Raw genomic sequence first — 20,156 nt, forward strand, 5'->3', positions numbered from 1 at the left:
TCTCCAACCTCAACGGGGTGGGGAGGGGAGTTCAGCCAGGATGCTGCGCAGGATTTCTTCCCCAGCCATAACGCCGCGCACGGAGGTGAGACGAAGGTGGGTGGCGGAGTAGCCGGCGTCGTGCAACTCACCGTGGAGGGGACGGTAGGCGAGATCGGCGTGCTCCAACATGCCTTGATCCAGCAGAGAATCTCCGGCTGCGATGACAGTGCCGGCACCGGTGCGGCGGGCAACCTCTGCCAGCGCGTCCGTCTTGTTAATAGGCAGCGGTACACAATAAAGTTTCCGGCCCTGAACCGAAACGCTCCAGCCAGCGTCGGCGCACAACGCCATCAGTTCTTCCAGGAAGGAATCGGGCATAGCCTCGCGGTCAATGATGGCGTAGACAAAGAGGTCTTCGGCGCGGCGCACACGCAGGATCCACGACGCAAAATCGGGTTTGGATAGATAAGCGTCAATTGTTTCTACGGGCGCGCAGCCAGCCGCCATCCGTGCCGAAAGCTGTTCATGCCAAAGCGCATCAGGGATGCCCCGGTGCAAGAGCACCCCGCCATTGGAGGTAATGGCATAGTTGGGCACGGCACCGGGCAACTGCACACGTTCATACTGGGCCTGTGTGCGGGTGGTGACCGGAACAAACGTGGCGGCAGCTTTCACACTGAGCAGGAGTTCCTTGGCAGCGCAGGTCATGAAGGACAATGGGGCGCCCTCATACACTTCGGCAACAACCAGGGCCGGAGCATCCTTGTCAGCCCCCGTTAGCCACAGCGCATTTTTGGAGTAGATGAGAGTTCTGTCGAGGTCGCAGGCCACCAGCGTTGAGGTGCTCATGCGTTATGCACTGCCTTGCCATCCGCGCCCACAGCGCTTTTATCGAACTGCGGATGGATCAAACCAACGCAACTATAGGGCAGATCCGGCACTTCCTCCACCGGGGTGCCGCGTTGGGCGGCCAGGAGCAGAACGTGGGCAATATCGCCCTTGGCGCCCGGATTGACCAGCACCCGCCATGGCACCCGGCGCAGCAGCACCCGCGTGGTTTCGCCAACGCCGGGCTTGACGAGATTGACGTTATTGATTCCGTACTTTGTGCTGATTTGCTCCACGGCATCCCAGCCAATCCAGCTCGGCGCCGGGTCAGCAGCGCGGTGGGACGCGAGCTGGCGCTCGACCTCCGGCCCCACCCGATCAAAGTGGGAACAGATGGCAGTGATGAAGTCATTTGACACATCATTGGGGGCAAGCTCTGAGTAGAACTTTGCCCCGTGAAAGTCCTGCGGGCCAATGTGTTCCACGTTGAATACGGTGCGCGAGACCAGCCCGGACACCGTGGAGTTCAGACAGGCTGAGGGAATCAGATAGTCCTCCCGGGTGCCAAACATTGATACGCAATGCCCGGGATCGGCAAGCACGGCCAGATCGTCCGGGAAACGGATACCGGTTTCAGCGGCAAAGTCATCGAGGGCCGCTGTTAGCTCGCGTGAAATGGCGCCCTTTCCCGTCCAGCCGTCCACAAAAAGGATCCGTTCCGGATCAAAATGTGCTGCCAGGTAATGCAAGGCAGTCTTATCCAGACCAACTCCGCGAACAATGCTCATGGTGAAATGCGCCAGGTCCACACCGTGAGTTTGCAAAGCCCAGCGGCGCATCAAAATGCCGATCGGGGTGCCTGCGCGCGCCAAGGAGACCAGAACCGGCTGGTTGTTCCGGGCCGCCAGAGCCAGCTCGCTCACAACACCAACCGCCGTGGCAATCCGCTCACCCGAGCGTTCAACTGCTTGCTGATACAGCCCCTGATATTCCGCACTGGGCGAGTATTCCACCGGCAGCGATTCGGCGTAATTTGCCGCCCCGGACTGAATGGCGCGCTCGCGCTCAGCTGTGGGGGCCTCCAAAGCCAAGTGGCTTAAATCCTTGAGCAGCCAGGAGACGTCCTGCGCCGCATAGGAGCCAAAGTCCGGCCCGGTGAGAGCGGAGGGAAGGGGAGAAGTGCTCATGGCGTGACCTCTGTATCAATGCTGCTGGGAATGCTGCTGTGAATGTTGGCGGGTTGGTTGCCGCGCACAGGGGTATCGACCGGCAGCAAAACGAGAACGACGTCATCGGCTATCCCCGCCAGGGCAAGTCCCAGCGGCTGGAGTCCGGCACCGGGGCGATCAGGCGTAGTGCTACCCGTCAGGACATCTTCGCGGCTGGTCCCCGGCTCGGGAAAGACCACAATAGTACCTGGGCGCTGGCCGGTTCCATTGAGGTTGTAAGCAAAACGAATGCCCGGCCCGTCATGAGTGAGGTCATGGCTGGCAAAGCTGAGGGCGCCGGCAATGGCGTAACCAGACTGATCGAGCGCAACAATAGGGGATCGCGTGGTGGTGGAGAACCGCACATCCCCAGCTGGCAGCAAACTCGCCAACGTATTGGCCACCGCCAGCGGTAGGAACATGTTTTCCTCGCAACCCAGCACCACCAGCGGTCCTTGACACTTATGCGTGCCCACCAGGTTGGACAGCGCCTTGGCAATGACGTCAATGTCAGCAGCATTGGGTGGGCTGATGTTGCCAAAACGGTCGCTGCGCACGGGCGTAAGGTCTTCCGAGGAAAGTTCAAGCACAGACAGGCGCCCCGCAGGTTTGGGATTAGCGGCAGGCACCGGGCTAACGGAAGCAGGGGGTTGCAACCGTTGAATGAGCTCGGCGGCTCTAGGAAGAATATCCGGCGCTAACTCAACCCGGGCCTTCCCCAGCGCCGTCACTGCAATCTTGCAATCCAGTTCCGTCGCCAGAGCATCAAAACGCGCACGATCACTGCTGCTGCGAAGGTCAATCAATGCCGCAATAACGTACACCGCGTGCGGCACCAAGGCGTGCAGCTCACGAATGGTGTTAATGACAGTTGAGCCCGTGCTGAGTTCATCGTCCACCAAAATAACCGGCCCATTGCCATCCAACCAATGCGGATCGGTAGGAACCAAAGCATGCGAGGTGGCGTGCGAGTGCCCTTCCTCAAAACCCGCCACAGGAACAACTGACGGCGTGGCGTGGCGGGTGGAATGAAGATAGTAGGCACCCAATGAGTTTGCCACCAGGCGCCCTAGCCCGGTGGCGGTTTCGGCATACCCAAGAACGACGGCGTCGGTCACCACTGTACGCAGCCCGGCCACCGTCTCCGCGAAGGCTGCGATAGCCGAGTGCCGCTTCCCTGGTGAACCCTGTAGGACAGCGCTCAACTGCGCAGCCGCGGTGGTGAGAGAGGACTCTCCGGTGGCCGGAAGCGTCCGGGGGTGGCCGCCGTCGTCCGGCATGAGCGCTAATTCACTGGCCACGAAGGCACCCAGCAGTTCACCGGCAGCCATCACTAAAGCGGGCTCGGTGGGCACGTGTTTCGCCAAAACGGCGGAGACCAACAGATGGGCGCGCTTGGGATTGCGGCGGAGGGCCAAACCAACCAAATCTTGCACTGCCACGGCACTCTGAGGGTCACTGTGGATGGCCACATCGAGCTGATCTGCAACGAAATCGCCGGACCAGGGACGCTGTTGGGAGATGCTCATGCCATGCTCGCTTCCAGAAGATCTACGAACGTGACGTTGGGTGCGGAGACACCGAAGGCATCCGCACGCAGCAAAGTCCGTTGCGCCCAAGCCTGATGCGGTTTCATTTCATTCATTTTGTTGCCGTACGGGGAGGCCGCGGCACCACCGTTCACATTGTCGGCAATGGCCAGCGCATCGAGGTATTCCTCATGGCTGACAACGCTCAGGGCATGCACCAACGCCACGTGGGTGGGGTGAATGACGGTTTTTCCCAGCAAACCGTTGGCCAAATCCAGCTCAATCTCGCGGATAAGGGTGTCCAAGTTAGCGGTCATGATGCGTTGGCGCAGTTCCTGCTCCTCTGGCCGGGCGAAGGGTGTGGTCCGCAATTGAGGACGCAGCACCCGCTCGGTATTGGAGTAGTGCTCCCAGACAGGTCCGGAGATAACAAAGCCACCGTCAGGCCTGCCCAGCACATTGACAATGTCCCCAATGACCCCCGCTACGACATTGACGTCGTAAATGGTGAGGTCACGGGAGCGGCGCAAACCAAAGGCGCTTGACATGTCAGTGGCACCGATCCGGACGGACAAGATGTCCCTGCGGTTGGCGGCCAGTAGCGTGTAAATGTTTGTTAGTGCCGCAGCACGGCTTTCCAGATGGATGACGGCCGAAGATTCCAGGATGGGCATAATGCGTAATCTGTGCCGCGGAGCACCTGCCCCTGGTGAGTCCCCGTCAAGACCCAACTCAGCCTGAATGATGTGCAGGGCATCCAGGAATGCGGCGGCGACCCCAGATTCGTTATCAAACTTCGGGATCACAAAACCCGTCAACACTTCTGTTGCAGCACCTGCCCGGCGCGCCACTGAGAGCATTTGCTCCGGTGTTCTGACCCGAACAAAAAGTAACGGCAGGCTTTCGTCGCGGGAGGCCAGGGTGGAAAGAGCCGAGATGACTCCTTCTTCGGCGCTAAGAACATCACCGTCAGGAATTGAATCCTCCAGGCACAGCACCATGGAAACACAGCCAAAGTCGCGCTGTCGCAGCACATCCTTGACCAGATTCGGTCGATTTGCCGGCGTGTACAACGTCCCGCCCAACCCCACTGCAAGAAGCTCGGGGGCACTGTGCGCCGTCAGCTCAACGGGTAGGCGATAAAAAAGAGCGCCGGTTTGAGCGGGGCTCAAGGAACGAAAATGTCGCATGGGTCCTTTCGAACTGCTGGCTGAGGCACTACTTTCCGACTGTTTTTCCCGCTGTGCTGTCCCGCTGTGCTGTCCCGCTGTGCTGTCTCGCTGGGAGGGACGTTTAACGCCCGTAGGCAGAGGCTGGTGCTTTGTGGGTCATAGAGAAATCGAATTCCTGCCAAATCGTGTTGTCAGGCCAGTCGTGCGGAACGGGCTCCGCCCGTAGCTCCAGCACATTGCCAATTCTATGCACCAGCAGAACAATCTGGGTACCGTCAGCGGCGGGAGGCAGTGCCACGGTTTGTCCCGTCAGTAGCCTGACGCCCATTGCGGCGCTGCTGCGATTGATGAAGATCGCACGTCGAAGCTCACGTACATGACGCAGGGTGATTAGGACATCTCTGCCTTGGTAGGCCACTAGTTCTCGGTTACCAGATGTCATAACGGGAGAGCCGGCTTTGTGTCCGTCAACTGTTTGTCCACCCGTCACATGGCGCACACTTTCCCACGCGACGGCTGTGCTGCCACCGATCACCATGGTGCCAACCGCGGATTCAAGGGCGGATAGCCGGAGTACCCGCTCATCGAGATTGAGCTCAAATACCTCCGCTATTCCAGGAGCCTTGAAAAGCAACTGGACCTCGTGGTCTTCCCGGCCAGCTTTCTCCCGTTGAGCCTCCAGCTTTTGCATGCGTGCGGTAGTAGACGACGACGGGGCGTTGGCCCGCAGATTCAAACCTGCCGAACGCTGGGCTGGCACAGAGGGCGTCCGAGCGGGTGAGCTTGGTGCTAAGGACAACGACGCAGCTGGACTTGAGGCAGCACTTTGAGCAGTGGCTGGCGTGTCCGCTTGACCCCGGCCAGGTTTGATCCGGCGGCGCAGAAAGGGTAGATCAGTACGTGGATTCGAGGAAACATTCATGGGATGGCTCTACAGCCTGATTCCGTAGTCCTTGGCCACTCCAGCCAACCCTGTGCTGTAGCCCTGACCCAGTGCCCGAAACTTCCAGTCGGAGCGGTGCCTGTACAGCTCACCAAAGATCATGGCCGTGACAGTCTCAAGCTTCACGGCCGAAAGATCGAAGCGCACCAACTCACGGTTATCCGCTGTTGCAACCCGGATATGGGCGCTGCGTACAGCCGCAAAAGTGCCTTGCCCACGAAATTCAGGATCCACGTAGACCAAGAAAATGATCTTGGTAATGTCCTCAGGTACCTGGCTTAGCGCAACATCAATTTGTTCTTGATCCCCATCACCGATGAACGTGACTGAGGAATCGGCGCTGACCAGCTGGTTAAAAAACACCAAGTGCTCGTTGGAAACGGCCCTGCCATCCGCACCACACATGAGGGCGAAAGGAACCAACTCAGCTTGGGGTCCGTTACTGGGGATGGTGTCCCAGCCCATGCCCACTAAGACGTGGTCAAGACCGGGATTCTCAGCCGTCAGGGCGGCATTCGCCCCCGCCACTAATGCTGCCAACTTTGGCCCTCCAAACGCAATGGGTCTCTTTCTGAAACTGGTTGGTGAAGTTGCAAGGCAGCGTCCTGCTCGGAGAATTTATCCGCCAGGAAGCGTCCGTGTGTGGAGAGTTCCTCCACTGCGCCGATGCGAATCTGATTGAGCAGATCCGCAAGGGTTTGTTCAAGGGTTGCCAGCTGCTCGGCAAACAAAAACGTGGCAGGGGACTCCTCATCGTGATGTGAGGGTGGTAGCCCCAGATACGCCTGCAACGGGGTGGGAACATAACTACAAATCATTGCGTTCAGCAACACTCGTTGCTCCGTAGAACAGCCCCGCACACTGATGTCCGCAACTGTGACGCGCATGAGATCCCCTAAATGACGCAACTGGGACGTCAATAATGGTGGCAGCTTGCTTCCAGACCTGCGCACGGCAGCGCGCAGAGTATCTACAGCGGCACCCATCTGGGAGATTTCCTCTGCCACTGGATCAACTGCGGGGCGGTCAGGAAGCTGCTGTGCGGCACCACCGCCAAACATGCCCCCCACAAAACGGCCAATCATTGCATAACCCTTGCTTCGTCGTCGTACGTTCTAGGCTACTCCCGTTCAGACTGGCGTGAACGCTCCAGGTACGGCTTGGCCTTAGCCAATCCACTCTCCAGCGCGTTCACGGTTCCTTCCATGTTCTTGGCTGCCGAAGCCCGGAACGTATCAATGGCATCCATGGTCTCAAACACGTTGTCGAAGGCCTTCTGCAACGTTTCAACGCTGACTCCGGAGCTGGAGGCTTGCTGGTGAATACGTACTGTCTGATCCTTGAGCATCTCAGAAGTTTTCAAGATCATGTTATTCGTGGTGGTGTTGATGGCATCAATCTGATCAAGGACCATCTTCTGGTTGGCAAGTGCCTGGGCCACGATCACGGCGGTGCGAAGCGCAGAAATGGTGGTGGTGCGGGCCCTGTCAACGCCCTTGATGAGCTCAAGGTTGTTCTTGCGGATCAGATCCATGGCCAGGTAGCCCTGCACGGAAACTGCAAGCTGAGTCAGGATGTCTTGGTGGCGCTGACGAATGGGGAAAAGGACATCGGCTTCAAGCTTTTGGGCCTGCTCAATCTGGCCTGAAGCGCGTGTGGCGTCAATTTTTTCAACACAGGCGCCATCCAAGGCCTTGGCGAACACTGCGTATTCACTTAAGCTCTGCATGGTTTCCCATAGCTTGACCTTTTCCCCGGCCAGCGAGGCATTGTCCTTCAGGAGTTCATCCTGACCGGTCATGAGCGACTTGATAATGGCATCAATTTGGGTCTGCGCTGACTCGTACTTCTGAAAATATTTTGCCAGCTTGTTGCCGCCGGGGATGAAACCAAGAATTTTCCGGCCCACACTAAGATCGGCGTTATTGGGCGTCAGGTCTTCAACGGTTGAGCGCAGATCGTTTAGCGTGCCAGCCACCTGGGCCTGGGCACTATTGCCACTTTTTTTAGCTCCGGAGACTGACGTTGACGAGCGCTCCAGCATACGGCTTGAGGCGCCTGCTGAGTTGGTCATTTCATTGCCGGCGAGCTTGCTAATGCCATCTACTTTGGTGGTGAACTCGGGGCTGCGCGCATCAAAGGCCGCTATTTCGGCGATGTATTCCTTGGCCTGACGGTTGATTTCGCTCTGACGTTCCGCAGGAACGGGAACCATGCCGGGAGCTTCGTCGGCCACAACAATGTCAGGGGCGTCCGGAGCCTTCAAAACAAGCGCTGTTTCGGATTCAGTGGGGGGTGTTAGTGGTGAAGTCATTGTGATATCCAATTTTCCAGTAGCAAGGGTAGCTGGTGGTGATTTACGGGCGAAGTCCGCCGTCACACCCAAGAGGCTGTGGCGGCGGACTGTCACCAACGCAATAACTGATGGTGGGCTCACAGGTTCGGGCCCGAGTGGACACGTGTCAGCGGCTCCGCTTGGGAGGAACTGGGGATTAGCCCATCGGGACACCGAAGTCGGCAACAATTCCGGCCAGGCCGGAGGCGTAACCCTGGCCCACTGCTTTGAACTTCCATTCGGTGCCGTTGCGGTAAATTTCTGCGAACAGCATGGAGGTTTCCGGCGCAGCATCCTCGCTGAGGTCAAAACGAACAATTTCTTGTTCGCTGCCCTGGTTGACCACACGGCAGTAAGCTCCGCGGACTTGACCGAAGTTCTGTCCGCGCACATCTGCCTGGTCAATGGAGACAACGATGACTACGCGCTCAACATCTGCGGCGATCTTGGCGAGGTCGATCAGAATCTGCTCGTCATCGCCGTCACCTTCGCCCGAACGGTTGTCACCAAGGTGGGTGACTGAACCGTCCTTGGCAGCTGGCTGGTTGTAGAAGATGAAGTCATCACCTGAGCGGACCTTGCCCGTGGCTCCAACGAGCAGCGCGGACGCGTCGAGGTCAAAAGCCTCACCCGTGGTGGTGCGCGGATCCCAGCCCAAACCAACGAGTGCTTTCTGCAGGCCCGGATCGGTTTTGGTCAAAGAAAGGTTGTTGCCTTTTGCAAGCGTGAGTCCAGCCATGAAATCTAGTCCTTACATTGTGGATGTCCGGTGGTTGGTAAAGCAGTGGCTGGTGGGCGGCTGAGCCGCCCACCAGCAGTGGAACTAGTCCAGAACAATTCCGTAGTCAGTTGCAATGCCGTGCAGGCCGCTGGCGTAGCCTTGACCAACTGCGCGGAACTTCCATTCTGCGCCGTTGCGGTAAATCTCAGCGAAGACCATAGTTGTTTCCGATGCCGCATCCTCGGAGAGGTCGTAGCGAACAATCTCTTGCTCGTTGCTCTGGTTGACGACGCGGCAGTATGCGTCGCGGACCTGGCCAAAGTTCTGGTGGCGGGCTTCCGCCTGGTCAATGGAAACTACAATGACCACACGCTCAATTTCCGGGGAAACTGTTGCCAGGTTGATGAGGACCTGCTCGTCGTCGCCGTCGCCTTCACCTGTGCGGTTGTCACCCTGGTGAACAACCGAGCCATCCTTGGACTCCAACTGGTTGTAGAAAATGAAGTCGTCATTGTTGCGGACTTTGCCGCTGCTTGTGACCAAAATGGCCGATGCGTCCAGATCGAACTGATCGCCGCTGGTGGTGCGTGGATCCCAGCCTAATCCCACCATGGCCATCTGCAGACCGGGGTCTGCCTTGGTCAGGGAAAGGTTGCCGCCCTTGGATAGTGTCAAAGATGCCATGGAAACTGAACTCCTTTAATAACGAAGACGTGAATTGCTAAGACGCGCTAATAAATAAAACCAAATGCGTTGGGCGATACCCTACAGGGCGTTGGCTGCCGGCTGGATCAAGTCCATTGCCGTGCGGCCGTTGGCACGCTCACCAATGGCCGTGAACTTCCAGCCTGAGTCTTCACGGGAGACCTTGGCCATGATCATGGCTGTGTGGGTGCCCGCATCGGTCAGCTGGAACCGGGCAACCTCGGGGGTGCCGGCCGTCGAATCATCCACAAGGCGGCAGAACGCGTTTTCAATGGTGTCGAAGGTCTGGCGGCTGTAGCTGCTAATGACAAACACAATCTGGGAAACAGCGGGAGAGACTTTTGACAGGTCTACCAAGATGGTCTCGTCATCGCCGTCGCCTTCACCGGTGAGGTTGTCGCCTGTGTGCTTAGTGGAGCCATCTTTACTCTGCAGCTGGTTGAAGAACACCGTGTCAACGGCCTTGCCGCTGCCGTCAAAGAAAATGGCCGAAGCGTCTAAATCAACATCGGGAGCCTTCTTCAGGCCACCAAACAGCCCGCGCTTGACGGGGGCTGCAGTATCCCAGCCCAAGCCCATCCGCACCCGGGTGAGGGAAGCGCCGTCGTTCTTCTTCAGTGAAAGGGTTTGGCCCTTTTGCAAACTAAGTCCCATAGTGTTGTGCTCCTTTAAAAAATATATTGTGGATGCGCTAGCTGGAGAGTTGTTCCACCCTGTGTGAATCGGCCGCAGCTGCGCGTTTGTTTCGAACAATTGAGGATATGAAGGCGGCGCCAATGAAGACAAGGCCAATAACTCCGGTGATAACTTCATTGACTTCGAAGCTAATGGTCAATAGAAGGATGACGGAGAGTGCACCGATGGCCCAGTGTGCACCATGATCTAAGTATTCAAAGTCATCAAGTGTGCCTTCACGCACGAGGAACACGGTCAGTGATCGGACGAAGATAGCGCCGATCAAACCAAGGCCCAAGGCGATGATGATGGGGTCGGAGGTGATGGCGAAGGCGCCAATAACGCCGTCGAATGAGAACGATGCGTCGATGACTTCCAAGTACAGGAACAACATGAAAGCAGCTTTACCAACAGCCTTGCCGACGCCTTTATTGGCTTTCTTCGCAATTTTTGCCGCTGTTGCGTCGGTATCTTGGGCATCGGTTTCACCGTCCCCGTCAACGTCAAACATGTCACCAAGGCCGTTTACGAGTACATAAGTAATCATGCCCAAGATGCCAGCAATAAGCACATCCACTTCTTTGCCCGGGCGGACCATGACGGCTGAGGCGACGAGGATGAGCAGGGCGATTGCCATGGAGGCACCGTGCAGGCGGCCAATAACCGCCAGTGGCTTTTCCAGGAACCCCAGCCAGTGGATCTCGCGCTCTTCAAACATGAAATCAAGGAACAGCATGAGCAGGAAGACGCCACCAAATGCGGCAATCTGGGGGTGGGCATCATGGAGCAGGTAGGCGTAGCTGCCGGCAGTATGGATGTCGCCCTTTTCCAAGGCGAGTTTAATGGCTTCCACCGGGTTTAGGTTGGCGGTGACGCCCACAATCAACAAGGGGAATGCCACACGCATGCCGACAACGGCGATGAGAATACCGACCGTGAGGAAGATTTTCTGCCAGAACTCGTTCATTTTTTCTAGAATTCGCGCGTTCACAACAGCATTGTCAAAACTGAGACTGATCTCCAAAACACCCAGAATGGCGCAAAGGATCAGGGCTTGAAAGCCGCCGTAGAAGTAGGCAACAACCAGTGCCACCGCGGTGATCCCGAAGGACCAGCCAAAAGTTTTCATGAACACGCGCTGAAAATCTCCTCAAAAGCTCCCTGTCAGATGTGCACCAGGGATTTGTGGTCAAAGTGGGTACAGCCGCACGCGGCCCGACAGCTCACGCGCGGATCGTTCAAAGTCAATTATCTCCATTCACCTTATATATGCCTAATGGTTGGGAGCCGGAGAAAGTTCCATTTTGATCTGCGAAGTTGCAACTCCATACTGCCTTACGCGTCCTCATGAGCCTAGGAGTGCCCTAGGCTTGCAAAGAAACGGGGGTTTTGAGTAATGAATGAGATTTCGCTTGACGCTAAAGGTCAAAATAGGCTCGATATTCTGATGCGGTGGGCCGAAGAGCTCGCCAGCACCGGTGGCCAGGCACCGGATCGCCACCATTTGGAATCCATTGCGCGCACCAAGATAGTTGCTATCGACGGGGCGGGTGCAGACTTGATCCAGCTGTGGGAACCCACCATCAGTTGGATGCTCAAACAAGCGGCTTTTGGTGTTGCTGACCCGCATCTGCACCTGCCAGATGAGCTACGTACGCCTGCCTGCAGCGAAACTGCACCGCCCGCCGTCGTGCCTGAAGAAAAAGTTGCCCAAGTAACAAATGAGCCGGCGAGTCACCCAGCGCAAGCAACCTCTGCACCCGCAGTTCGGATGCCCAAATGGGAGATTGCAGCAATTGAGCAGGTCCACGATGCCATCAAGCGGTACATCAAGCCGCTTGAAGCGTTGCGGGCCCGCGATGCCAATGAAGGCGACACCCGAATGGTTGTCACTGACATGCTGTGCGAAGGCTTGGACTATGACAAATTCAAGGATCTCACCACCGAATACATGGTGAAGGCGGACTTTGCGGATTACGGGGTCCGCATCGACAAACAAATGGTGGCCTTCATTGAAGTCAAGCGGATTAGCCAGAAACTCAATGAACGCCACCTGCGTCAAGTCCTGATGTATGCGGTCAACGAAGGCGTGGAGTGGATGGTGCTCACCAACGGGGCTGTGTGGCAGGCCTACCACCTCACAGGCGGCCTACCCGTTGTGGTTGATATGGCCTTTGAAGTGGATCTGTTGGGGCCGGCATCTCTGGCAGAAAAAACCGAAATGATGTTCTCTTTGCACAAGGAGGCGCTGAAACGGCGCCGTATTGACGAAGTGTGGCGGCACCGCGCGGCCACCGAGCAGGGAGTGCTGCTGGAGATGATTCTCTCTGATGCGGTACTGGATGAGTTGCGTAAAGAAGTTCGACGGCGGACTGGGACGGCCACCACTGCACAGGCACTGAGCGAGGTGATCCGGACCGAAATCGTGGATCCTAAGCTCATCGCCAAACTGTTCAAGGCCCAGCGTTCACCTTTCCTGACCGCCGGTCCCGTTCGAAAGTAGACTGACGCAATGACCCAAGCACCTGATCCGTCCTTTGCCCCTGTGTCCACTAATACCGTGTCCACTAATACCGTGTCCACTAATACCGTGTCCACTAGTACCGGGTCCACTAATGCCGGGTCCGTTGACCTTGGGGCCCTTGCAACGTTGCCCAAAGCCGAGCTGCACCTGCACATTGAGGGCACACTTGAACCGGAATTAATCCTGGAGCTGGCAGCCCGCAATGGCATCACGTTGCCATTCCCAACACTGGATTTACTGCGGGAACAATATGATTTCAGCGATCTGCAGTCATTCCTGAACCTGTATTACGCCAATATGGCTGTGCTCATCACGGAAGCCGATTTTGCAGATATGACGCGCGGCTATCTGCGCCGCGCCCAAGAACATGGGGTGCGCCATGCGGAGATCATGTTTGATCCGCAGGCCCATCTGGTGCGCGGTGTGGAATTGTCGACGGCGGTTAACGGTATTGCGGGTGTCCTAGCTTCCAGCGAGGCTGACTTTGGTATCAGCACGGCCTTGATTGCGGCCTTCCTGCGGGATGAGTCTGAGGAGTCGGCGCTGGTGGTTTTGGAAGCACTGTTGGAGATGGAAGCGCCCATCATTGGTATTGGCCTGGATTCGGCCGAGGTGGGAAATCCGCCGTCGAAGTTCATTCGGCTCTATAAGCGGGCTGCTGTGGCAGGTCTGCGACTGGTGGCTCACGCCGGGGAAGAAGGGCCGCCAAGCTATGTTGAAGACGCGCTGAATCTGCTCGGTATTGAGCGGATCGACCATGGCATTAGGGCCGTGGAAGATAAATTCCTGGTCAAGAGACTTGTCGCGGAGCAGGTTCCCTTGACTGTTTGTCCGCTGTCCAATGTGCGCCTGCGTGCCGTTGATACATTGGCCGCCCACCCGCTGCCTCAGATGATAGATGCAGGGATGAACGTGTGTGTGAATTCTGATGATCCAGCCTACTTTGGTGGCCATGTGGGGGATAACTTTGCCGCCCTAGTAGCCGAATTTGGTTGGACTGTGGAAAAGGTGGAGAAACTGGCGGCAAACTCCATCCGTTCCTCTTTTGCCACGAAAACCCGCAAGGAGGAATTGCTGGCGGAACTTGCACAGTGGAGCGCCGGGCAAGGCTAACGGGACCCACGTAAAGCCCAAATTCGCGAGGCTTTTAACAACTTAGGGTGTGGTCAGTCCACATCCCTGCGAATTTGTCCTACAGTGGGGAACATGAAAATTGCGCTCTTTGCCACATGCATCGTGGACGCCATGTATCCGCGCACGGCGCAGGCCACCGTCGCCATCTTGGAACGGCTCGGACATCAGGTGGTTTTCCCCCGCGGGCAGGCCTGCTGCGGGCAAATGCATGTTAACTCGGGTTATTTCAAGGAAGCTCATACCGTGGTTGCCAACCATGTGCAGGCCTTCGATACAGAAGATTACGACGTCGCGGTGGCACCTTCTGGCTCGTGCGTAGCCAGCGTGAAGCACCAGCATGAATTAGTGGCCCGCCGTTGCGGTGACACAGAGCTCGAAGCACGTGCCGCAGTGGTGGGTGCCAAAACCTATGAACTCTCACAGTTGCTGACCGACGTTTTGGGCATCACCAACGCCGCTCAGCAACTGGGCTCTTACTTCCCCCATAAGGTCACCTACCACCCTAGTTGTCACGGAATGCGGCTGCTGCGCCTAGAAGACCGGCAACTAAATTTGCTTGCAAGCGTGGGCGGGATTGAAATGCTCGCATTGCCCGAGGCGGATCAGTGTTGCGGCTTTGGTGGCACGTTCGCCATGAAAAATGCTGATGTCTCCAGCGCCATGAACATCGACAAGGCAGAAAATATTTGCGGAACAGGAGCAGAACTTTGTTCCGGCGGTGACGCCAGTTGTCTGATGCATATTGGCGGCGGGCTATCCCGGCAGGGGAGCGATGTGGGCACCCTGCACTTTGCCGAGATCCTGGCCAGCACCATGGAACATCCTATTACAGTCACCGGTGAAGTGAAATTGGCGGGGAGCAAAAGATGACTAACACTTTCTTAGGTATGCCGGCGTTGCCGGTCTACGGAACAGGCAACCTCCATGCCAGCGAACCCTTCCCACAAGCAGCCCACCGAGAACTAGGGAATGCCCAATTGCGTGCCAACTTGGGGCATGCAACCCACACCATCCGGGACAAGCGGCTGAAGGTTGTTGCGGAGTTGCCCGATTGGGAAGACATGCGCAACGCCGGCAGTGCCATCAAGGATGCAACTATGGCCAACCTGCCCGCATTATTGGAGCAGTTTGAAGCAAATTTCAACGCCCGAGGCGGCATCATTCATTGGGCTCGCGATGCCCAGGAAGCCAATGAAATTGTCACGGCTCTCATCAGGGAAACTGGCGAAACTGAGGTGGTGAAGGTTAAGTCCATGGCCACCCAGGAAATTGGTTTGAACGAATACCTGCAAGAGCAAGGCATTGCAGCGTACGAAACTGACCTTGCCGAACTCATTGTGCAACTGGATCATGACAAGCCCAGCCACATTCTGGTTCCTGCCATTCACAAGAACCGCAGCCAGGTTCGGGAGATCTTTCTGCGGGAAATGCCCATGGTGGATCCCAATCTCACAGATGATCCGGCCCGTCTGGCCGAAGCGGCTCGGAAACATCTGCGTAAGAAGTTCCTTTCCGCCAAAGTAGCCATTTCGGGAGCTAACTTTGGTCTTGCAGACACTGGGACACTGACGGTTGTGGAGTCTGAGGGCAATGGACGAATGTGCCTGACCCTGCCGGAAACCCTCATTACTGTCATGGGGATTGAGAAGCTTCTGCCCTCATGGACTGACCTTGAGGTGTTCATGCAACTGTTGCCCAGATCCTCCACGGGTGAGCGGATGAACCCCTACACTTCACTGTGGACGGGCGTCACGCCCGGAGACGGGCCCCAAAATGTCCATCTGGTCATGCTGGATAACGGGCGCACGGCCGCATTGGATGATGAAATGGGCCGAACAGCGCTGAACTGTATCCGTTGTTCAGCCTGCATGAATGTGTGCCCCGTCTATGAACGCACTGGCGGTCATGCTTACGGTTCTACCTATCCGGGTCCCATCGGCGCGATTCTTTCCCCGCTCATGACAGGTATTAAGGCGGAGGAAAACAGTTCACTGCCGTATGCCTCATCATTGTGCGGCGCCTGCTTTGATGCCTGCCCGGTGAAGATTAACATCCCCGAAATTCTTGTCCATCTGCGTGGAGAAGACGTGGACTCAAAACGCGCCAAGGTGAAGGTTCCCACTCAAATGGACCTCATGATGAAGGGCGCAGAGTGGGCGTTTGCCAAGGGCTCGCATATGAACCTGCTGGAGAAGGGCCTGCCGTTAGGCAGGCTAGCAGCCGGCCGGGACAAAATCATCAAGAGACTCCCCGGAATCGCAAGTGGCTGGACGCAAAGCAGAGATATCCCCGCCCCGCCAAACCAATCATTCCGCCAATGGTGGGATAAAGAACATCAGGGCCGTGCCGTCGTCGTACCTGAAACCGAGTTGGGGGAGCAGGCATGAGCGCCCGCGAGGACATCATGAACCGGATCAAATCGGCTCTGCGTGATGCCCCAAAAACTCCCGTTGTGCCACGGGAGTACCGCCGCAGCTCAGAGATGACTGATGCGCAACGCCTGGATCAGCTTGTTGAGCGCCTGGTTGATTACAAGGCCAACGTGTTCCTCACTTCGGCAGCCGATGCGCCGGCCAAGCTTGCACAACTACTCTCCGGTAGTGCCTCGATTGTGGTGCCGCATGGGCTTGAGCGGGAGTGGCTTTCCCGGCTCGCTCCAGAGTTTTCCCCGGAAGAGAAGAACGACGCCGGGACGCTGGCTGTGCTTGTTGACTCACCGGAGAACCGGCTCACCGTGGCGGAGCTGGATGCTGTGGACGCCGTGGTGACTGCTGCTGCCGTGGCTGTTTCAGAGACCGGAACGATCATGCTTGACGCTAGCGATAATCAGGGCCGACGGATCATTTCGCTTGTTCCCGATAGGCACATTTGTATCTTGCGTGCTTGTGACATCGTGGAGGTGCTGCCGGAGGCGATTGCCCGGTTGGAAGCTACCCGGGCGCAGACTTGGATCAGCGGACCCAGTGCCACAAGCGATATTGAACTTGAGCGCGTTGAAGGAGTGCACGGGCCCAGAACGCTCGACGTCATCATTGTGAGGTAGTGCTCTGTTTTGTGAGTATCCCGTTGGGGTTCCCAAGACTGGCTTGCAGTGGAAACATGGCGACCATGAGAACTTCTGAACTATTGACAGATGCCTTTGGCCGGATCGACACCATTGTCACAGGTGTCCTTAACGGATTGGTGCCGGAGCGGGCAAATTGGCGCCCGGGCGGGACAGGGAATTCCATCTCGTGGCTGCTGTGGCACCTGAGCCGTGGTCAAGACGAACAAATTGCTGACGTAGCTGGGGCGCAATCTCTCTGGAGCGATGGAGGTTATGCCGCACGCTTTGCTTTTGACCTTGATCCTGGCGACACCGGGTATGGGCATACAAGTGAGCAGGTGTCAGCGGTTCACATTGAATCTATTGCCCTGTTGCGCGACTACCAGACGGCCGTCCAAGCCCAGAGTCTGGAATTTGTGGGCTCACTGAAAGATTCTGACTTGGAGCGGATCGTCGACAAACAGTGGAGCCCGCCTGTGACTTTGGGAGTGCGGCTCATCAGTATTCTCGATGATTGCATCCAACACGGTGGGCAGGCGGCCTACATCAAGGATCTGCCCTTACATATTTGATCGCTCAGGCATAGGCTGGCAGCGACCCCACATGGCTCGATGGTGTTCCTTTGGGATGGTTAACAAATGCCAATTCCTGTTGGTGGGGTTTTTCTCGTTGCACTGGGGAGTGTCAGCTGATGCTCTCTGAACTGACTAGAAGGGATGCACCACCATGTCAGGAAACAAGGCCGTTGCCTACAAGAGCCCCGGCGTCGTTGAAGTCATTGATATCGATTACCCGACGTTCGAACTCAAAGACGGACCGGGAGTCAACTCGGCCAATGTGGGGCGCAAGGTTCCCCACGGCGTCATTCTCAAGACTGTTGCCACCAACATTTGCGGTTCCGACCAGCACATGGTGCGAGGACGCACCACAGCCCCTTCGGATCTGGTCTTGGGCCACGAAATCACCGGTGAAGTGGTGGAAGCGGGTCCGGATGTCGAATTTATCAAGGTGGGGGATATCTGCTCAGTCCCCTTCAATATTTCCTGTGGGCGCTGCCGCAACTGCAAGGAGCGCAAGACGGGCATCTGCCTGAATGTAAACCCGGATAGGCCAGGCAGCGCCTACGGCTATGTTGACATGGGCGGCTGGGTGGGCGGCCAGGCGGAATACGTGCTGGTGCCGTACGCCGACTGGAACCTGTTGAAGTTCCCAGACCGTGATCAGGCTCTGGAAAAGATGATGGACCTGACCATGCTTTCGGATATTTTTCCCACAGGTTTTCACGGTGCAGTCACGGCCGGGGTGACCGTGGGATCCACTGTCTACATTGCGGGGGCAGGCCCAGTTGGCCTCGCCGCGGCCACGAGCGCACACCTGCTGGGAGCCGCCGTGGTGATTGTAGGTGACATGAACGCCGACAGGTTGGCTCAGGCGCGAACCTTCGGCTGCGAGAGCATCGACCTCTCTCAGGGGGACCCCGGGCAGCAGATCGAGCAACTTCTCGGTGTGCCAGAAGTTGACTGTGCAGTAGATGCAGTGGGGTTCGAGGCCAAAGGCCACGGCCACGGCGCGGGCGAGGCCCCGGCCACGGTGCTGAACTCGCTTATGGACATTACAGCTGCAGGCGGTTCTTTAGGCATTCCTGGCCTGTATGTCACGGGTGATCCGGGTGGCACCGACGAGGCTGCCAAAAAGGGTTCATTGTCATTGAGCCTGGGAACTGGTTGGGCAAAGTCGCTCGCATTCACCACCGGTCAGTGCCCTGTCATGAAGTACAACCGGGGGCTGATGATGGCGATCCTGCATGAGAAGGTGCAGATTGCCAAGAACGTCAACGCCCAGGCCATCTCACTCGCCGATGCCCCACGCGGCTATGCCGAGTTCGACGCCGGTGCGGCCACGAAATACGTGCTCAACCCCAACGGCTACCTAGACTAGCGGCGCTTGTCCCTGCCGTGTTCTCGCTGGTGAGGTTGGAGATGATGACACCCCATCGTCCTCCGGGGTTTCATCATCTCCAACCTCTACGAGGGGGCTTCTTGGTATGGAACTGTGCTGATTCAGGTTGGTTGAGGTTGTTTCGGTTTGTTTCAGGCGGGCGTTAAGGGTGCCCTGAGGGGCCACTTAGCGTCGTCCAAGATGATCTGAACACAGGCGCCGGTTACTTCATTGACAAGTATGGGCGCGGCGAGGTTGACCGTGCTCTGGGCGCTCGGGTTCACGACCACAAGCACTGTGGCTGTGGCGGTGCCGATGCGCTCGAGCTCAGAGGTAGCGAGCCTTGGCGTGTAGTGCGGCAGATGCTCAGCGGCGTCCAAAACAAACAGGCGCGCCGTGCTTCCTTCGGTTGCGAGGGAAAAGAGCCCGGTGGATCCTTCGATCGCGGTCAGCATGAAGTCCACGGCAGGCTCAAGCCCTGGCGGGGAAGCCACGAATCGGAGCTTGGCGGGGGGGTGCAATACCTCTGAACTCATCGCAGAAAGTCCATCAACGTGGTCTGCAGCACTTTTGAGGTGACGCTTAAGGAGGCTTGGTAGGCAAGTTCCTGTGTTTTTAGCTCCAAAATAGCTTGTCCAAGGTCAAGGTCCTCGATGTTGGCCCGATCGGTTTCCAGATCGAGCTGGGAAGTGATATTCGTTTCCTTGGCACGGAGCAGAACTGCGTGGCGGGCACCCAGTTCCGAACGCTTGTCAATGACGTTGTTTAGAGCGGCGTTGACTTCATCAATGGTGGCGGAAGCCGGGCTTCCCGCTAATACTTCAGCAGAGAGTTTTGAAATCAAGCCAAAGACCGAGCTCGCCCCTGTGCCGAAGATGGCTGCACCGTCGGCATCAACCCGAAGCGTTGATTCTGCGCTGATGCGCCGGGTAACAACACTCCCATCCGCGCCGGTGAATGTCGGTGGTGCACCGTCTTCGAACGCGTTGTTGGCACCAGAGTTACCGGCAAAGATATTCCGACCCAAAACTTTAGTGTTGGCGTGGGCTAGCAATTCCTCGCGCAGAGAATCCAGTTCGGCAGCGATGGCATTTTTTCCTTCTTGGGAAAGACTGCCATTGGCTCCCTGAATGGACAGGAACTGCACGCGCTGCAACAGAGTCACGGAGCTATCCAGGGCTCCATTGGCCATAGTCATCCACGTATTGCCGCTGTCAATATTGCGCCCGTACTGGGCTGCCTGTGTTTGTGTGGCGCGCACGGCCATGGAATCAGCGGCCGCTGCAGGATCATCGGAAAGCCGGACATTCTTTTGCAGGGTGTTTGCCCGCAGCTGGGCCTCGGCTAGTTTGGCCGCATTGGCTTGGACTCCGCGCTGCGCGGCTGCTGAGGTGGTTTGCATAGTGACACGCGAGA

At 57.3% G+C, this 20,156-nt stretch carries 22 protein-coding genes; 8 read left to right on the forward strand and 14 right to left on the reverse strand.

The annotated features are described in order from the left end of the window. Positions 1–9: 9 nt before the first annotated feature. The 5 genes from QMG40_RS05380 to QMG40_RS05400 form a co-directional block, all read right to left on the reverse strand. Positions 10–831 carry an HAD family hydrolase gene (locus QMG40_RS05380; protein WP_283528811.1) on the reverse strand — a complete coding sequence of 274 codons (822 nt, stop codon included), beginning with the start codon at positions 829–831 and terminating at the stop codon, positions 10–12. Further along, complete coding sequence (locus QMG40_RS05385; RefSeq protein ID WP_283528813.1) at positions 828–1,997, reverse strand: cysteine protease StiP family protein; 1,170 nt, start codon at positions 1,995–1,997, stop codon at positions 828–830. Before QMG40_RS05385 ends, QMG40_RS05380 begins: the two co-directional genes overlap by 4 nt. After that, a complete protein-coding gene (locus tag QMG40_RS05390) occupies positions 1,994–3,547 on the reverse strand; it encodes a phosphoribosyltransferase domain-containing protein (RefSeq protein ID WP_283528815.1) in 1,554 nt (517 codons plus the stop codon). Before QMG40_RS05390 ends, QMG40_RS05385 begins: the two co-directional genes overlap by 4 nt. Beyond that, the gene (locus tag QMG40_RS05395) at positions 3,544–4,737 is read right to left on the reverse strand and encodes an HpcH/HpaI aldolase/citrate lyase family protein (protein WP_283528817.1); all 1,194 of its coding nucleotides are present in this window, start codon (positions 4,735–4,737) and stop codon (positions 3,544–3,546) included. Before QMG40_RS05395 ends, QMG40_RS05390 begins: the two co-directional genes overlap by 4 nt. Before the next feature lie 103 nt (positions 4,738–4,840). Further along, on the reverse strand, positions 4,841–5,410 hold the full coding sequence (locus QMG40_RS05400) for a hypothetical protein (protein WP_283528819.1): 570 nt from the start codon (positions 5,408–5,410) through the stop codon (positions 4,841–4,843). Between QMG40_RS05400 and QMG40_RS05405 the strand changes: the two genes are divergently transcribed. Next, entirely contained in the window at positions 5,409–5,549 is a 141-nt protein-coding gene (locus QMG40_RS05405) for a hypothetical protein (RefSeq protein ID WP_283528821.1), read from the forward strand. The genes QMG40_RS05400 and QMG40_RS05405 overlap by 2 nt on opposite strands. Positions 5,550–5,650: 101 nt before the next feature. Here the strand turns inward: QMG40_RS05405 and QMG40_RS05410 are convergent, their stop codons facing one another. The 7 genes from QMG40_RS05410 to QMG40_RS05440 all read right to left on the reverse strand — a co-directional run bounded on the left by QMG40_RS05410 (position 5,651) and on the right by QMG40_RS05440 (position 11,227). Continuing rightward, positions 5,651–6,202, reverse strand: coding sequence for a TerD family protein (locus tag QMG40_RS05410; protein WP_283528823.1), 552 nt, complete (start codon positions 6,200–6,202; stop codon positions 5,651–5,653). Beyond that, positions 6,190–6,747, reverse strand: coding sequence for a hypothetical protein (locus QMG40_RS05415; protein WP_283528825.1), 558 nt, complete (start codon positions 6,745–6,747; stop codon positions 6,190–6,192). The genes QMG40_RS05410 and QMG40_RS05415 overlap by 13 nt, the downstream gene beginning before the upstream one ends. Before the next feature lie 35 nt (positions 6,748–6,782). Further along, the gene (locus QMG40_RS05420) at positions 6,783–7,976 is read right to left on the reverse strand and encodes a toxic anion resistance protein (protein WP_283528828.1); all 1,194 of its coding nucleotides are present in this window, start codon (positions 7,974–7,976) and stop codon (positions 6,783–6,785) included. A gap of 178 nt (positions 7,977–8,154) precedes the next feature. Then, positions 8,155–8,736, reverse strand: coding sequence for a TerD family protein (locus QMG40_RS05425; protein WP_283528830.1), 582 nt, complete (start codon positions 8,734–8,736; stop codon positions 8,155–8,157). Between the two features lie 84 nt (positions 8,737–8,820). Further along, complete coding sequence (locus tag QMG40_RS05430; RefSeq protein ID WP_283528832.1) at positions 8,821–9,402, reverse strand: TerD family protein; 582 nt, start codon at positions 9,400–9,402, stop codon at positions 8,821–8,823. A gap of 81 nt (positions 9,403–9,483) precedes the next feature. Further along, entirely contained in the window at positions 9,484–10,077 is a 594-nt protein-coding gene (locus QMG40_RS05435) for a TerD family protein (protein WP_283528834.1), read from the reverse strand. A 37-nt stretch (positions 10,078–10,114) separates the two neighbouring features. Further along, positions 10,115–11,227, reverse strand: a complete 1,113-nt coding sequence (locus QMG40_RS05440; RefSeq protein WP_283530082.1) for a DUF475 domain-containing protein — start codon at positions 11,225–11,227, stop codon at positions 10,115–10,117. Between the two features lie 267 nt (positions 11,228–11,494). Between QMG40_RS05440 and QMG40_RS05445 the strand changes: the two genes are divergently transcribed. The 7 genes from QMG40_RS05445 (at position 11,495) to fdhA (ending at position 18,740) form a co-directional block, all read left to right on the forward strand. Next, positions 11,495–12,601 carry a type I restriction enzyme HsdR N-terminal domain-containing protein gene (locus QMG40_RS05445; protein WP_283528836.1) on the forward strand — a complete coding sequence of 369 codons (1,107 nt, stop codon included), beginning with the start codon at positions 11,495–11,497 and terminating at the stop codon, positions 12,599–12,601. A gap of 9 nt (positions 12,602–12,610) precedes the next feature. Continuing rightward, positions 12,611–13,735 carry an adenosine deaminase gene (locus QMG40_RS05450; protein WP_283528838.1) on the forward strand — a complete coding sequence of 375 codons (1,125 nt, stop codon included), beginning with the start codon at positions 12,611–12,613 and terminating at the stop codon, positions 13,733–13,735. 93 nt (positions 13,736–13,828) lie between these two features. Further along, positions 13,829–14,626, forward strand: a complete 798-nt coding sequence (locus QMG40_RS05455) for a (Fe-S)-binding protein (protein ID WP_283528841.1) — start codon at positions 13,829–13,831, stop codon at positions 14,624–14,626. After that, positions 14,623–16,143 (forward strand): LutB/LldF family L-lactate oxidation iron-sulfur protein, encoded by a 1,521-nt coding sequence (locus tag QMG40_RS05460; protein ID WP_283528843.1) that lies wholly within the window; start codon positions 14,623–14,625, stop codon positions 16,141–16,143. The genes QMG40_RS05455 and QMG40_RS05460 overlap by 4 nt, the downstream gene beginning before the upstream one ends. Further along, positions 16,140–16,799: a LutC/YkgG family protein gene (locus tag QMG40_RS05465; RefSeq protein ID WP_283528846.1), complete on the forward strand. Its 660-nt coding sequence runs from the start codon at positions 16,140–16,142 to the stop codon at positions 16,797–16,799. The genes QMG40_RS05460 and QMG40_RS05465 overlap by 4 nt, the downstream gene beginning before the upstream one ends. A gap of 65 nt (positions 16,800–16,864) precedes the next feature. Next, a complete protein-coding gene (locus QMG40_RS05470; protein WP_283528848.1) occupies positions 16,865–17,374 on the forward strand; it encodes a mycothiol transferase in 510 nt (169 codons plus the stop codon). Between the two features lie 154 nt (positions 17,375–17,528). Further along, the gene (gene fdhA, locus QMG40_RS05475; RefSeq protein WP_283528851.1) at positions 17,529–18,740 is read left to right on the forward strand and encodes a formaldehyde dehydrogenase, glutathione-independent; all 1,212 of its coding nucleotides are present in this window, start codon (positions 17,529–17,531) and stop codon (positions 18,738–18,740) included. 152 nt (positions 18,741–18,892) lie between these two features. On the opposite strand, the gene QMG40_RS05480 is transcribed toward fdhA, so the two are convergent. Then, on the reverse strand, positions 18,893–19,234 hold the full coding sequence (locus QMG40_RS05480) for a flagellar assembly protein FliW (RefSeq protein WP_283528853.1): 342 nt from the start codon (positions 19,232–19,234) through the stop codon (positions 18,893–18,895). A 38-nt stretch (positions 19,235–19,272) separates the two neighbouring features. After that, complete coding sequence (locus tag QMG40_RS05485; RefSeq protein WP_283528855.1) at positions 19,273–20,142, reverse strand: flagellin N-terminal helical domain-containing protein; 870 nt, start codon at positions 20,140–20,142, stop codon at positions 19,273–19,275. Between the last annotated feature and the right edge of the window lie 14 nt (positions 20,143–20,156).

Origin of the sequence: Arthrobacter antibioticus (genome assembly GCF_030063205.1) — a bacterium.
Lineage (GTDB): Bacteria > Actinomycetota > Actinomycetes > Actinomycetales > Micrococcaceae > Specibacter.